The following is a 14,931-nucleotide window of genomic DNA, read 5'->3' as shown; positions in this document are numbered from 1 at the left end:
ATGAACATCATTGCTCGTAATAATGAATGTTTCCATTATATAGAATATTTGCGATAATCACAGCCTACTGGTAGAAAATTAAGGATTAACAGGGATGTCCAATGAGAAGGGAGACTTTACTTTCATCGGATAGGTGGAGATGTTCATTTTCACTTCCCCTTTTAATTTGGCTCCATTTTTGATAGTAGAAGAAACAATCGTATGACTGTCATCCGTTCCCTCTCCACTACTCCAACTGGAGCCAGGGACTTCATATGACTTCCCTGTACTGTCTGTAACTTTCCTGAAAGTTAGAACGAACCCACCGTCCATCCTGCCAGCAACGGAGAAGTCAATAATTAGATCTTTGCCTTCGACCTTGCTGCCTACCATCTTCAATCCAGGTGGTCCACCTGTAATCTGGCGTGACTTCAGATCAAGGGAAAGATCCAGATTCTTTTTATCCAATCCCGAGAAGCCAGATCCCTGCAAGGTCAGCTTTTTCGGTATGGAGAAGTACATGCTTTCGAAGTAAATGGAGCGTTCATCTCCACCTGTCGAGGTATCTGTTCTCCACGCGCGACCTTGTTCGTCGACCAGTTGAAGATCGCTGAGCCCAAATACCTTTTTGGTATTCTTTGGATCAAAATTCACATCAAGTACAAGACGGGTTGGATACATAGTAGCCTGTTTCACATCAATACGCTGTCCATCCACTGTTAACGTCTGATTCACAGGAATGACCTTTTTCATGCCTTTGGTAAGATTCTTGTCTACCGGGAACGTTATTTTCCACTTTTCTGCACGCGTTGTATCTCTGGCCTTAAACACGACGCTCAGCTCTTCAGGAGGAGAGGTTCCATCCGTGAAGATCACGTCTATCATATTCTCATTCACATTCTCGTCTGGTGAAGGTGTTGGATAAGCGTGAGTAAACGCAACTGGAAGATCATTACCGTTCTCATCGAGCAGATCAATATCATAGTTGAATTTCTCGGGATCTTTCATGCCTTTCATCGTGTAAAAAATAACCATACGTGACTCGTCTGTGATAATGCCATCAACGGTCAAGGAAGTACCATCATGCTCGTCGGTGACACCGATCTTCTGCAAGAGAGACTGATCGATCGCCATCATTAATCCTTTGTCCTGGCGAATCATGCTCACAATGCCTTCCATGCCAGGCAATTGCTCCACAAAGGACGCAAAGGCGGGAGAGACACGGATACATCCGGTAAATAGCAGGATCAGGGCAGCTGCTGAGATGGAGCTCATATACCAACGCAGTCTGGACTTTCGCTTACGGGCAGCCTGGCGGATTCCGGACTGCACAGCCTGATAGGCGGCGGAATCGGGCACAGGCATTGTTTCGTACTCCGTCTTTCGAGCATTCAGACGTTCTTCCAATGTGTCGAATGAGTTTTGTTCATCCGTCATGAGGATACATCTCCCTTCGTTTCAAGTTGATCACGGAGCTGTCCGAGTGCCCGATGTAATCGGGATTTTACGGTTCCCGTCGGGATTTCGAGAATATCGGCAACTTCAGTTAAGGAGAAACCTTCGAAATAACTCAGGATAATAATCTGTTTGCAATCCCGGTCAAGGGTGGATACGGCCGCAGCAAGATCGGGGTCCGCAGGACGATCCCAGCTGCTGGATTCATGAATCTCGGTGACGGGACTGAACCGACTTTTGCGTTTGCGTTCGTCCGCACAGTAGTTGAGCAGAATGCGGATGAGCCAAGTGCCAAAGTAGGAGGGCTCTTTTAATTTTTTGAGTTTATGGAAGGCCCTGAACGTTGATTCCTGAATCGCTTCGAGCGCATCACCTTCGTTATGCAGGTAGGCATAGGCGATACGGTACAGTTGGCTCTGATGTAATTCCATTAAGGCTGTAAAAGCCTCGGCATCCCCTTTTTGTGCGGCGATGGTGAGCTGAAGAGGGGTCACATGGCTCCTCCTTTCATGGATATGTTGAGTATTAGACCGCATAAGGCACCAAACGGTTCTTATTTTCTTAGAAAATATGTATATACCTGATTTCTATATAGTTGAACTACGTATTTGAATGAGAACATACAGGACAACAAATAACCGTCAGACTTTCTCTTTGTACTCCAAAAAGAGTCTTGACGGTTATTCGCGTATTGCTTACGTTATCCAATCATTATTGCTGATGCGCTGTAATGGCTGCTCGTAGATATGAAGCTGTAGACGTGTTACCACGTTCAAGTGAAATATCCAGTGCGGTCTGGCCCGCTGAGTTCAGCACGTTTGGATCAGCTCCATGCTGAAGTAACATCTCGATAAGTTCGATCTGATCCGTATGAAATGCTGCGGAGTGCAACGCATATTGTCCATCGCTGTCCAGAATACCCGTGGATGCCCCATGTTCGAGCAAAAGTTGGATAACTTCTGGTGAACGTTCTCCCGCAAGCGCGGCATGTAGTGCAGTATTGGACGGGATAAAGGAAATCTTGGAATGAGAAAGGTTGTTAACATCTGCTCCATGCTCCAGAAGAAGACGAACTACTTCTGCTTGTCCATAATGAGAGGCATATCCCAGCGGAGTTAACCCATCCTGATTTTCAATATTGGTGAGTTCCGGGTGAGAAGCGAGCAATAATTGCAGGTTGGCCACATCTCCAGACTGTGCAGCCTGAAATAGTTGATTAATCTGTTCTGCATGATTCATAAGGAATACCTCCATCTGATGAGATATTAGAATTTACAGGGATTCATTATACAGCTTCTTCACAGCTTCCAGCCCCGGTACCGCAAAGCAGGCGAGTGGAGAGGGCAGATCATTCAATGGGAACCAGCCGATCTCACCGATGGCTCCGCCTTCTTCCAGATTACGAGCATGACCGCCAATCACCTTGGTGGAATAGAGCACGGATATCCAATGTTCCTTCTGTTGTGGCTGGATCGTCTCCGCCGTGCAGAGCAGACTGTCAATGGCGATATCCAGATTCACTTCCTCCTTGATTTCACGGATGACGGCAGTCTCCAGTGATTCGTAGGGATCGACTTTCCCGCCGGGAATACTCCAGGTGTGCTGCTCGGGCTGGCGATTCCGCCAGGCGAGAAGCACTTCGCCCCGTTCATTGAGGATGACCGCACCTACGCCGATACGAGGTGAAATTTCAGATTCACCTTTTGGAACAGAACTTAATTCCGACATTGACAGCGCAGCTTGTTCGTTCCCATTACGTTGTGAAAAACCACCCGCGTCCATTTCCCCAGATTGAGGAGTGTGAGTAGACTGGAATGACAATGGAAGCCCAGACTGCGCCGACCATTCTTCGGCAAGGATACTCATCGAGATCAGGTCATAATGCATGCCATCCCGCAAAACTGCAGAACGCTGGCGACCCTCTTCCCGAAATCCGACTTTTAGGTACGCACGTCTAGCCGCTTCATTGTATTCAATGACTTCCAGCGCAATCCGGTTCAGGTTCAATTCGTGGAAGCCATATCGAAGAATCAGAGCCAGAGCGTCGCTTCCGTAGCCTTTACCTCGATCATTTTCTTCGCCGATACCAATGGCCAGACGAGCCGACCGATTGTTCCATTCAATTCGGTAGAGGGCTGTGAATCCAATGAATCGGTTACCCTCCAGTGTACGCAATGCAAATTCAAATCCGTTGTCTCGGCGGACAGACGAAGAACCCGTTTCATCCGGCGTTAACGGGATCGCGATATCGGTATCCATGTTGCGCAAATATTCATAATCATCTGTGAAGCGGGAGAGACGCATGCAATCTTCCGGGCATGGGGCCGCTAATCTGACTTTGGAACCTTGAAAACCATTTAAATGACGTGGAGACATGTTGCACCTCTTTTATACGATATGAAATCATTCGTTTCTTCCCATTATACTACGAACAGGAGAGGATACCGAAAAATGGCACCAAACGAGCTACACTCAGGGAAAAACAACAAAAAAAAGCAGCCGTTTCGGGCTGCTTGTACATTCATTATTTCAGATCATTCAATAAATTCTTCATTTTTTTGTAATGTCCACTGACCCGATCAACCATGTAGTTATACATGAGCTGATTCTCCGAAAGATTCGCCATTTCCTTGTCAATGTCAACGTTATTGTTGTTATTGTTCATGGCTGTTTCGTTGTTCTCGACAATTCGGTACTGTACGATGGAAGAATTGGGATCACTGATAGGAAAGTGTTTGTCATGAGTCCGCTTCATGGCGAGCTGATCTGTTTTGCCATTTTCAACGATACGTCTCAGCTCTTCCTGAAATTCTACCGTTTTCTTTTTGTAGTTGGGCGTGTCTGCATTGGCAATGTTATTGGTAATGGCATTGTGTTGTGCAGTAAGCGCTTGTAACAGTGATTCGTTACGTCTTGTCGTATTCGTTTCGATCACGGGCTCAGTCTCCTTCACTGTAGATTGTACAGTTACTTCTATAATAAGAAATTAAGTTGCACACTGTCAACATAACAAAGAAAAAGACAAGCACATGCCGGAGGCCCCCCGATAAGAAGAACCCTGCCTTCATGAAATCTTGTCTTAGATTTTGCCCTAATGGATCAGCGTTGAACAACCTCTTTAAGAGGGACGATTAATATTTTTGCCGTAATAGATTTCGTCCATCTCCAGCTTCAGCCATTCTGTAATCTCCTGTTGTTCCTTCTTGCTGAGCTTATCCTTGGTGTACCCAAACAGATAATTGTCGAGATCAAATTCCCTCAGTTTACATTTGGTATGAAAAATATTCTCCTGATAGACGTTCACGTCAATCATGTCAAAGCTACTCTTGATCTCATCCGGAATATAATTCTGAATCGAGCCGATCTCATGGTCAATGAACAGCTTGCGTCCGCTCGTATCCCGCGTAAAACCACGGACCCTGTAATCCATCGTCATAATGTCCGTATCAAAGGAGTGGATCAGATAATTCAGTGCCTTAAGCGGTGAGATCTCACCACAGGTGGAGACATCAATATCCGCACGGAAGGTACTGATACCTTCACTAGGATGAAATTCAGGGTAGGTGTGCACAGTGATATGGCTTTTATCCAGCTGCATGACAACGTTATCGGGCAGAGGGCCGGGAGATTCATCAAGTGATTCTTCGGGGATCTCCACGATTGGACCCTCCGAGACAAGCATCGTAACACTCGCACCTTGAGGCACGTAATCCTGCTGAGCGACATTCAGCACGTGGGCTCCGATGATATCGGAGACGTTGTTCAGAATTTTGCTCAGCCGTGCGGCGTTATACTGTTCATCAATATATTCAATGTAAGCTTCGCGTTCGTCTTTGGTTTTGGTATAACAAATATCGTACATATTAAAGCTGAGCGACTTGGTCAGGTTGTTAAATCCATGCAGTTGAATGCGCTGCTCTGGCGTAATTGTCATGGTTGCAGTTCCCCTTATCCCATACGACATATCATCGCAGTTATAATACTACTTATACCCAACCTGCCTCGAAAAAAAACATATGTACGTCATTCGAAATACGATTTTCCTCTGATCACAGCTATGCATGAAAGGACTTCAGATAATCTACATTTTTTCAGAATGAAGAATCGTCGAAGTCCGCAATATCGTTCATGCGCTCATCCTCAGCTACAGATTGAATATCCTCTGAAGTGACACTGATGATTGTATAGTCCGCGTTCTGCTGTTTCTTCACGGCTTTTTCCTTCACAAAACGGGGACTGCCTTCGCCGGCATCTTCGTCATAGACGAGTAGAAGACCGTCGCTTTTACGCAGCAACAGGTCATCCCGTGCAGTGAACTGCCACGGCCCGATATAAGGTTGATTGCTAATCGCACCGTAATAGTCCACACCCGAGAGGATGGAACGGTAATACTCCTGCTTGTCTTCTTTCCATTGCTCCTCCGGGTTCTGAAAGGCAGTGATGATCGACAGTTTCAGATGTGGGTACGTCTTCTTCAGATCAATCACCACTTCGCAGGCCCACAGGTCCACACCGTATTGTCCCGGCGTCAGCACCCATTCCAAACCATCCTCGACAAGGGGAGTGAGGCGGGAAGAGATGGCTTTTTTGATAAAAGGAATACCTTCATGCTTCTGTCCAAAAATCTGCAATTCATGTGCCCGGTAACCGGTGATTAACAGGTTTTTCAGTGTCCGTTCCTCCTTTCAGGCATGATCAAGGTAAAGTTATTTCGCGGGTGGAGTTTCTGCACGGAACGGATACAGGAATGGCTTCGGAATATCCGTTTCGAATGACATTAACTCATCCGTTGTGGGATGGATAAACGAGAGTATACGTGCATGAAGTCCGAGACGGCCAAGGTCTCTTGTGCGTGCACCGTATTTTCTGTCACCAGCAATCGGATGTCCGAGATCTTCCATATGCACACGAATCTGATTTTTACGCCCTGTCTCCAGACGCACTTCCAGCAAGGAGAACTCACGGTTCGATTTCAGACGTTTGTAATGTGTGATGGCATGTTGTCCATCATTCGGACGAGAGCTGGAGTACATTTTCAGCGTTTTGGTTTCCTTCAGCCAGGAAGAGATGGTGCCTTCTTCTTTGGCTACCGAACCTTCAACAAGGGCAACGTAGACGCGGTCTTGCACATTTTCCTTCCAGTTGTTTTGCAGTTTCTGCTGTACCTCTTCACTTTTGGCGAACATCATCACACCCGATGTATCCCGATCCAGACGATGGACAACAAAGATCCGGTTGAGCGGATTGGTGCGGCGCACATGCTCTGTCAGTTGGCGATAAGCCGTCAGGTCATCTGTCTTGTCAGCGGCAATGGACAATAGTCCGGCTTCCTTGCGGATCACAATGATATCATCGTCTTCATGCAAAATGTTAATACCCGTCAAGGATGGAGCAGCAACTGCACCTTCTTTTCGAATGTAGACAATCTGACCTGGCGTCAGCGCTTCATTAAACTTGGTTACAACCTTCTGATCCACGGATACCTGTCCACGACCCAGAATGGACTTCACTGCGTTCCGTCCTGATTTCAGATGCTGCAACAGGAAGTTCAACAGTTCATCCGGTTCAGTTACTTTGTACTGGCGTGGTGGTTCCTGCTTGCGATAGTAGGAATTGCCTGGTCGTTTGGATGCGCTGGCATTTTTGGGTTTGTTGCCTCCAGCTTTCTTGGGTGCACCCGATGATTTCGCGGTTATTGGCTTCTTATTCTCCTCCGTATTGCGTGATGCGGGAGCACCTGATGTTTTGGCAGATGAGAAGTTGGACTTGCCGGAACGTGCTGAAGATGAACCTGCATAAGATTTCCCCTTGGCCGAGGCCGATGTCTTGCTGGTTGGACGTTTGCGTTTATTCATGAATAGTAATCTCCTTCTGAACAGCCTGTACCGCTTGTGTGCATACGATCCGTTCATTTTCGTTATGCAGTTCAATATACCATTAACAGTCGACAAATAAAAATAGGTTCATACAATCTGCTATACATCCAATCATAAGAGTAGTGAGATTCATAGGATAGGGTATCCCATAGCATTGGAGGTGTTACTCATGGGCGTGTTTCTCGATATGAGAACTTCGATGAACTCGGCAACCGTAGGACAGCCCGGTTTGTCACTGTCAGAATCCCCGACAGCTTTTGGCACCATTGGTCTACAGACGCAGGGTGTGGTGAATCCCATTATTACGTTGAACGGGACAGTAGGTGTTACGGGAGAACTGGGAGATACCTTTGTTGTGGAGCTTGTGCGGGGTTTTTTATATGATCCTTTCTATATCATCTACCGTGCTGAAGGTACGATTGGACAGAACGGAGGTGCCGAATTCCATTCGTTCACAGCTCAGGATCTGTCTGCACCACCAGCATTGGAAAGTGTGTATACTTCGTTCATCTCGGGGGTGTCCACAGCAGTAAGAACCGGGCCGGAGATGTTATACGGTATTGCAGCCACCGTTTAGTAGTGAAAGGCGAAATATAACAGGCAGAGTGCTTCGTCATCACTTCTGTTGACGGCAGAGTTCGCTTCATACCCCAGATACGCAAGACAATGCAACGATAGGTTTCGACTAGCGCTCAGCAAGAAACCCCCGGCTCAAGAAGTCGGGGGTTTTTGCCGTACAAGCAACTGCACGTTTCAATACAAATCACGAAACTAAAGTTTGAAACTGTCCAGGATCAGTTGGCACGGCCTTTCAGAATGATGTTGTTGGCTTTGCCAAAGTCAATGGCCACTTTGCCTGCAAGTGCAGCTGTTCGCTCCGCAAGGATAACCGCGTTGACGCCACAGGAGAAGAGAGCGACATCGAAGGTATGTTGATTATTCTGAATCCAGTGCAGCGTTTCATCCATTTGATCATAGCTGTCGAAGGGCAGGGCAGTCACAATGTTCAGATTATACGGATCACGTTCGAGCATGGCACGCAGAGCCTCAATTTCACGAGTAACGAGTAACACACGCTTGCCTGCAAGCATCTGCCAGAAACGCGGGTTCTGCGCCAGTTCCCGATTAACACAGGCGTGACAAGTCATCGGAGGAGAGATGCCAAAGTGTGCAAATACCATGTCGGTCAGGGGTCTTTTAAGATAATCGGGAGCATTGATGGTGCTGTCACCACGAGGAAGAATGCCCACGATATCGGCACGTTGCAAGGAAGCGGCGACTTCATCCCGTAGTTTCGGGTTGGGAAGACGAAGTCCCTTTTGCCCTAAGTTGGCTTTCTTAGCCCAACGCTCCTGAAGGACCTGTTCCGTGGGCCATACGGTTTCTTGAGACATGACGATATTCTCGCCATCACCGACTCTTACAAGAGACAGCGGTCGGTGTTCCAGAAGTGCCGCTTCGAGCTGATCAAGCACACCTTCCATTTCAAGATAGATCGAATTCATTTGATGGGTTGCCTCCTTTGAAAATTGAACTGTTCTATTCTATGTTGCGAATACCGTAACGATATGTACGTTCGACCCAAAGGGCGCCATCTTCGGTTGTATATCAATCTATTTATATGAAAGTTAGTACATCTGTCGGTACCGCTTCTATCAACGTTTCATACGATATAGAGTGCTGGATTCACAAGCGAGATGTGGCTTGAAAGCGATCAGATAGATAGAAGATGGTCTTCGTAGGAAGACGGCATCAAAACTATGAAAACAGTCTGTATCCGGTAAACGGAACTTGCAGCGTTCATGAGGAGGAATGTTATGTCCAGGAAAGTTGTGATTGAGATTAACTTTAACAATTACGGGATGGACCCACAGCGATTAACGCGGGAATGGCTGGAGCGTCGGATGGGCATCTTCCGCACGTTCACATTGCATTGCCTGAAGGCGCAGACGAATCAGGATTTCCTCACAGTGGTGAAGTTGTCCAAGGAATCCGGGGAATTAATGCAGGAGATTCTGGCGGGTCAGGAGCCGCTTCCCTCCAATATTCGTTTTGGAACCAATATGGAGAGTGTGCGTGCCATTTTGGCGTTTGCCAATGGTTCGGAGCAACTCTATATTGCCCGTCTGGATTCGGATGATTTATACCATAAAACCTTTGTTCAACAGCTCTACGATATTCAACCACAGCAGCAGACGATGGCATTGATTAACCAGAACGGATATCTGTGGGACAGTGTGAATAACGAGATGGCCCCAGCGTTTCACCGTTCTCCACAGTTCTATGTCTACTTATATAAGACAGCCGAATACGCAGCAGGATACCGGGTCAAGCTTCCGGGCAGAGGTACACATGGCAATGTCATTGAACTGCCGCACGAGCTGCTTGCTCCGCGCAATTATGTCAACATCGTGCATTCGAGCAATACTTCAACCAAAAAGGTACCGCCCAAAGACCGGTTAAGCCGGGATGAGATGGCACAGGTACTACGCGAATTCATGATCTGATCAGGGAGGGATTCATCCATGATTCAAGGACAAACGATTCTGATCACTGGAGGAACGGGCTCCTGGGGTCAAAAGCTGACTGAGGTACTGCTGGAGCAGGACCCGGCTGAGATTCGCCTTCTGTCACGTAATGAATACGCCCAGATTGCGATGCAGCGAGAGTTCAACCATGATCCGCGTCTGCGATTCATCATTGGGGATATCCGCGATTATCGGGCAGTGGAAGATGCATGCAGAGGTGTGGATGTGCTCTTCCACCTGGCTGCGCTGAAGCATGTTCCGGTCTGCGAGGACCAGCCAGATGAAGCGTTCAAGACCAATGTGATCGGGACGCAGAACATTATTCGGGCTGCGATCCGTATGCAGGTTGCCAAAGTCATCGATGTGTCCACCGATAAGGCGGTAGATCCGATTAACGTATATGGCATGACAAAGGCCTTGGGTGAAAAAATGATGATCCGTGCCAACTGGCTAAGTGAAGGTACCCGGTTTGTCTGCATCCGTGGGGGCAATGTGCTTGGAACCAGCGGTAGCGTCGTGCCTCTGTTCCGTCGTCAGATCGATGAAGGCAAAAGCCCGACCATTACGGACAAAGGCATGACCCGTTTTTTTCTGACGCGTACCGAAGCTATACATTTACTGCTTAAGGCGGCTGAGGCGGCCGTGGGCGGAGAGACTTTTGTGATGAAAATGAAAGCTTGCAAGATGACGGAACTTGCATCCGTCATGTTGGAACAGGCAGGTCGTCCATCCTTCGATTATAAGGTGACGGGAATACGTCCAGGCGAGAAATTACATGAAGTGCTGATCTCGCCCTTTGAAGCGCCGCGTACGTACCAATACGATGCGCAGTATTATGTCATCCTGCCGGAGCACAAGGACAAGAGCCTGACGGATCAGTACAGCAGTCTGCCACGTGTGAACTTCTCCGAGTATCGCTCGGACAGTGCCATGATGAACAAACCAGCGATTGCCCGGTTTTTGCGTGAAGGTGGCTATATCGATTAGGGTGTATCTCAAAACTCGTTCGGAGTTTTCAGATACGCCCACCGAGGGGAGGCGGAGCGTTTGGAGGTGGTAGGAATGGAAGAAAATCATCAGCACAACCAGCACGAAGGTAATGAAGAGTTACAGCAACGTACCCTAATACAACATATTAATGACCGCTCCCTAAAAGCTGTTGTCATTGGTCTAGGCTATGTTGGTTTACCGATGGCTGTAGAGATAGCACAGGCCGGTTATCAAGTCCACGGGATTGACATCGATACTTCCAAGGTAGCCAAGCTGAACGCCGGGCATTCGTATGTCATAGGTATAGAAGATGATGTTGTGCAGTCGCTTATACAGGCTGGATTATTCACGGCAAGCACCGATTATGCAGCGGTGGCACAGGCCAATGTAATTGTAATCTGTGTGCCCACTCCGCTGACTGCCGAGCATCAACCGGATATCTCGTATATCTCGGCCGCGGTGGATGGCATGACTCCGTATTTGCAGGAAGGCAGCCTGGTTATATTGGAAAGCACGACCTATCCGGGCACAACGGAGGAACGTGTGAAACAACCGATTGAAGCGGCAAACGGCTGGCGAGCTGGAGAACAGTTCTACGTCTGTTATTCTCCAGAGCGGGTAGATCCGGGCAGTGTGCATTATGGTGTGAAAAATACCCCGAAGATTATTGGCGGTTCGACACCCGCATGTCTGAATTATGGTAACCAGTTCTACGGCTCGTTCCTCAACGAAGTTGTTCCGGTTAGTTCAACAACGGTAGCGGAGACGGCAAAGCTGTTCGAAAATACATTTCGCAGTGTCAACATTGCACTCGTGAATGAGCTGACCCCGGCCTGTGAACAGATGGGTGTAAACATCTGGGAGGTGCTGAATGCGGCGGCGACCAAGCCGTTTGGTTATATGCCATTCTATCCCGGTCCCGGCATCGGAGGGCACTGTATCCCAATCGATCCGATCTATCTGTCCTGGGCTGCAAACCGTCAGGGATCGGAGCTGCAATTCATCCAGCTGGCGGATGCAACTAATCGGCAAATGCCAGAGAGAGTGGTGAAACGTGCCGCGGAGCTGCTGGAGCAGAATGGTGTATCTGTGCGGGGAGCACGTGTTGTACTGGCGGGTATGGCTTATAAAAAAGATATTGACGACTTGCGCGAATCGCCAGCATTGGATGTTTTTCGGCTGCTGAGCGCAGCGGGTGCAGATGTTGTTTTCACCGATCCAATGGTGCCTATCTTCCGCAAGGATGACGGTACATTGCTTCAATCCCGGCCGGCTACGCCGGAATTGTGGACAGGAGCTGACCTGGTGATCATCACCACGGATCATTCGGCATTCGATTATCAGGAGATGGCAGACCATGCAAAGCTGATTTTTGATACACGCAATGCAACGGCCGGATGCCACGGGGGGAATATTGTGGTGCTGGGTCAGCCGGTTCACCGAGTGAAAACGGGAGAAACCTATGGCGAATCATGATAGAGTGAGTGAACGCTACTACGGCGAGATTAATTCGGAAGATTCTCATGAAGCGACGAGAACGCGTATCCACTGGATGTGCCGTGAGGCGACAGGCAGACGCATTCTGGATGTCGGGTGCAGTCAGGGCATTACATCCATTCTGCTGGCACGTGAAGGATTTCGTGTGACAGGGATTGATCTGGAAGAAGAAAGTGTTCGATATGCGCAAGCTGAGCTTGCCAAAGAGTCTAGGCCAGTTAGGAACAATGTGGATTTTAGAATGCTGGATATTACGCAATGGAAAGTAAGGACTACCTTTGATACTGTGCTGCTTGGAGAAGTGCTGGAGCATTTTGCTCATCCGGAGACGTTGTTGATCCAGATTCATCGGCTGTTGCAAGAAGATGGGACGTTGGTTGTGACTGTGCCGTATGGGTATCACCCGTTCTATGACCACAAGCAGACCTTCTATGCGGGAAGTCTGGCGATGACCCTGATGCCGTATTTTGAAGTCTTGAAACTCGAAGTTCATCATAAATATCTATGTTGCGTGGCCCGCAAACGGCGGAGTTCACAACTGCATATGTCGCCGACTTTGGATCAATTGATGGAGTGGATGGAACTGGATCATGTACATTTTGCCGAGGTGGAACATCAGCACCTCCGCGTAATGAAGCAGCGCAAGAAGGCACTGGACAGTGCGGTGGAGCAGGTGAAACGCCTTCGCCGTCAGGAGAGTGGGGAAGGGTAGCAGTGAAGGTAGGGACAGTGGCAAGGGCAGGGGTATTCTAACGAATCTCACACGTCTTATTTTGATGAATTAGACGAGATGAGAAATGTAACGAATCTCAGCGGCGCTATTTCATCTGAAAGCTGCGATAAACGACGAATGGATGCCTATACTGCGAGAATAGCGGGTCTCAGATTCGTTACATTTACCAACTGGCTGAAATACACCGAATAGCGTCGCCTCAGTTCGTTAGCCACAGTGAAGATGAAATAAATTCTTTATTGAACTTTGAGATTTGGGAGAATGAGTGTGAAAGCAGCCTCTTGTAGTGGTAGCGCTGATTCTTGGTTTACAAGTTAATCGTAAGTTTGAAGAGAAAATTGGAGTGGCTTAGTACCAGTACCTGGTCAATGAAAGAACAAACCCGTTATGACATTTCGCAATACGCGTACGACAGGAAGGGGCTCAAAACGTGATCACCATCAGTCTGTGCATGATTGTGAAGAACGAGGAACGCACGCTGGCGCGCTGTCTGGACTCGGTTGCCGGCATCGCGGACGAGATCGTCATTGTGGATACCGGTTCATCGGATCGCACGATGGACATCGCTGCGCAGTATACCGACCAGGTCTACACATATGAATGGACGGAAGACTTTGCCGCAGCGCGGAATGAGTCATTCGCCAAGGCCACGCAGGAGTATATCCTGTGGCTGGATGCGGATGATGTGCTGCTGCCCGCGGAACGGGCGAAGCTGGAGGTGTTGAAGCAGCAGCTTCCGTCCGGGGGGAAGACGGAAGCTGTGATCTTGAACTACACGCTGGCCGAGGGAGCGGAGGGAAGTCCACTTGTGACGGACCGACGCCTTCGCCTGGTCAAGCGGGATGCCGGGTGCCGCTGGCATGGCCGGCTGCACGAGCAGCTTAGCTTTCCGCGGGGCGAGGTCATTACGGCAGATATTGCCGTCACGCATCGCCGCGAAGCGGGACATCATTCGGCGCGAAACGTGCGCATTCTGCGCAAATGGATCGCCGAAGAGGGCGTAGCCCAAGGTCGCCTGCTGTTTTATTATGCAGGCGAATGTTATGACCGCCAGCGTTATGCGGCGGCGGCACTCGGTTACGCGAAGCTGCTGGAGCAGCCAAGCGGTTACCGCGAGGATCGCCTGATTGCCTGCGCGCGGTTAGCGGAATGTTATGAACGACTGGGTGAGCCGGGCCGTAAGCTCGGCGCATTGCTGCAGTCGTTCCAGTATGATCTGCCACATGCCGATTTCTGCTGCGCTATTGCGGCCTGTTTCCATGAACGGCAGGAACCCGTCTCGGCGATCTACTGGTATATGCAGGCGGTGGACGTGAGCAGCCGCGATCCGGGTCTGCGCCCGGTGCCTATGGCTTGCCGTACATGGCTGCCACATGCTCGTTTATCCCTTTGTTATGCCCATCTGGGCAACTGGGAGCAGGCACTCATGCATAACACCAAAGCCCGTGAGTACTTGCCCAACGATCCCGGGTTGCTTGCCAATCGCCAGAAGCTCGAAGTTGTGGTACGCAAAGAGATGAAGGAGCGGGAAGAACGTGGTGAAGTGTCACCGCGTAAGTAGGGAGACGAACTGGGACAGATGAGGACAGAAGGGTTTGACGCGGGATTAGGAAATAGGGGGAAATAAATTGAAGTAGAAGTGAAATAACAACAAAAACTAATTCGTTGCTGGTAGGATGCGATAGGGCGGATCAGTGAAAATAAGGGTTGAGTGGAAATAGAGTGTAAGGCACAATTGCGAGCAGAAGCAGAAGCAGAAGCAGAAGCAGAAGCAGAAGCAGAAGCAGAAGCAGAAGCAGAAGCAGAAGCAGAAGCAGAAGCAGAAGCAGAAGCAGAAGCAGAAGCAGAAGCAGAAGCAGAAGCAGAAGCAGAA

Annotated in this window: 15 protein-coding genes and 1 pseudogene; 6 read left to right on the top strand and 10 right to left on the bottom strand. The window is 48.8% G+C overall.

Features of this window, described 5'->3' with window-relative positions:
• Positions 1-78 precede the first annotated feature (78 nt).
• The 9 genes and pseudogenes from CXK86_RS15960 to CXK86_RS15920 form a co-directional block, all read right to left on the bottom strand.
• The gene (locus CXK86_RS15960) at positions 79-1,416 is read right to left on the bottom strand and encodes a DUF4179 domain-containing protein (RefSeq protein ID WP_076251624.1); all 1,338 of its coding nucleotides are present in this window, start codon (positions 1,414-1,416) and stop codon (positions 79-81) included.
• Positions 1,413-1,928 (bottom strand): sigma-70 family RNA polymerase sigma factor, encoded by a 516-nt coding sequence (locus CXK86_RS15955; RefSeq protein WP_256720040.1) that lies wholly within the window; start codon positions 1,926-1,928, stop codon positions 1,413-1,415. Before CXK86_RS15955 ends, CXK86_RS15960 begins: the two co-directional genes overlap by 4 nt.
• A gap of 217 nt (positions 1,929-2,145) precedes the next feature.
• The gene (locus CXK86_RS15950; RefSeq protein WP_076251628.1) at positions 2,146-2,673 is read right to left on the bottom strand and encodes an ankyrin repeat domain-containing protein; all 528 of its coding nucleotides are present in this window, start codon (positions 2,671-2,673) and stop codon (positions 2,146-2,148) included.
• 33 nt (positions 2,674-2,706) lie between these two features.
• Positions 2,707-3,162, bottom strand: a complete 456-nt coding sequence (locus tag CXK86_RS15945) for an NUDIX domain-containing protein (protein ID WP_036669535.1) — start codon at positions 3,160-3,162, stop codon at positions 2,707-2,709.
• A gap of 159 nt (positions 3,163-3,321) precedes the next feature.
• Positions 3,322-3,810, bottom strand: a pseudogene (locus tag CXK86_RS15940) (GNAT family N-acetyltransferase); the annotation flags it as partial.
• Positions 3,811-3,958: 148 nt separating this feature from the next.
• On the bottom strand, positions 3,959-4,369 hold the full coding sequence (gene flgB, locus CXK86_RS15935; RefSeq protein WP_036610664.1) for a flagellar basal body rod protein FlgB: 411 nt from the start codon (positions 4,367-4,369) through the stop codon (positions 3,959-3,961).
• 183 nt (positions 4,370-4,552) lie between these two features.
• Positions 4,553-5,368 (bottom strand): adenosylmethionine decarboxylase, encoded by an 816-nt coding sequence (gene speD / locus CXK86_RS15930; RefSeq protein WP_036610662.1) that lies wholly within the window; start codon positions 5,366-5,368, stop codon positions 4,553-4,555.
• A gap of 157 nt (positions 5,369-5,525) precedes the next feature.
• A complete protein-coding gene (locus CXK86_RS15925; protein ID WP_076251630.1) occupies positions 5,526-6,104 on the bottom strand; it encodes an SLOG family protein in 579 nt (192 codons plus the stop codon).
• A 36-nt stretch (positions 6,105-6,140) separates the two neighbouring features.
• The gene (locus CXK86_RS15920; RefSeq protein ID WP_101314085.1) at positions 6,141-7,289 is read right to left on the bottom strand and encodes an RluA family pseudouridine synthase; all 1,149 of its coding nucleotides are present in this window, start codon (positions 7,287-7,289) and stop codon (positions 6,141-6,143) included.
• 190 nt (positions 7,290-7,479) lie between these two features.
• Here CXK86_RS15920 and CXK86_RS15915 point away from each other — a divergent pair, with 190 nt between their 5' ends.
• Positions 7,480-7,887 (top strand): hypothetical protein, encoded by a 408-nt coding sequence (locus CXK86_RS15915; protein WP_076251631.1) that lies wholly within the window; start codon positions 7,480-7,482, stop codon positions 7,885-7,887.
• A 217-nt stretch (positions 7,888-8,104) separates the two neighbouring features.
• Here the strand turns inward: CXK86_RS15915 and CXK86_RS15910 are convergent, their stop codons facing one another.
• Positions 8,105-8,815, bottom strand: coding sequence for a GT-D fold domain-containing glycosyltransferase (locus CXK86_RS15910; protein WP_076251633.1), 711 nt, complete (start codon positions 8,813-8,815; stop codon positions 8,105-8,107).
• Between the two features lie 312 nt (positions 8,816-9,127).
• On the opposite strand from CXK86_RS15910, the gene CXK86_RS15905 reads away from it, so the two are divergent.
• The 5 genes from CXK86_RS15905 (at position 9,128) to CXK86_RS15885 (ending at position 14,619) form a co-directional block, all read left to right on the top strand.
• On the top strand, positions 9,128-9,817 hold the full coding sequence (locus CXK86_RS15905; RefSeq protein ID WP_076251635.1) for a glycosyltransferase: 690 nt from the start codon (positions 9,128-9,130) through the stop codon (positions 9,815-9,817).
• An 18-nt stretch (positions 9,818-9,835) separates the two neighbouring features.
• Positions 9,836-10,825 carry an SDR family NAD(P)-dependent oxidoreductase gene (locus tag CXK86_RS15900; RefSeq protein WP_101314084.1) on the top strand — a complete coding sequence of 330 codons (990 nt, stop codon included), beginning with the start codon at positions 9,836-9,838 and terminating at the stop codon, positions 10,823-10,825.
• A gap of 75 nt (positions 10,826-10,900) precedes the next feature.
• Entirely contained in the window at positions 10,901-12,304 is a 1,404-nt protein-coding gene (locus tag CXK86_RS15895; protein WP_101314083.1) for a nucleotide sugar dehydrogenase, read from the top strand.
• Entirely contained in the window at positions 12,291-13,037 is a 747-nt protein-coding gene (locus CXK86_RS15890; protein ID WP_101314082.1) for a class I SAM-dependent methyltransferase, read from the top strand. The genes CXK86_RS15895 and CXK86_RS15890 overlap by 14 nt, the downstream gene beginning before the upstream one ends.
• A gap of 451 nt (positions 13,038-13,488) precedes the next feature.
• Positions 13,489-14,619, top strand: a complete 1,131-nt coding sequence (locus CXK86_RS15885) for a glycosyltransferase family 2 protein (protein WP_076251644.1) — start codon at positions 13,489-13,491, stop codon at positions 14,617-14,619.
• Positions 14,620-14,931: the final 312 nt, after the last annotated feature.

It is taken from the genome of Paenibacillus sp. BGI2013, from assembly GCF_002843485.1.
Classification (GTDB): domain Bacteria; phylum Bacillota; class Bacilli; order Paenibacillales; family Paenibacillaceae; genus Paenibacillus; species Paenibacillus amylolyticus.
This window is presented reverse-complemented; position numbering and strand designations above follow the sequence as displayed.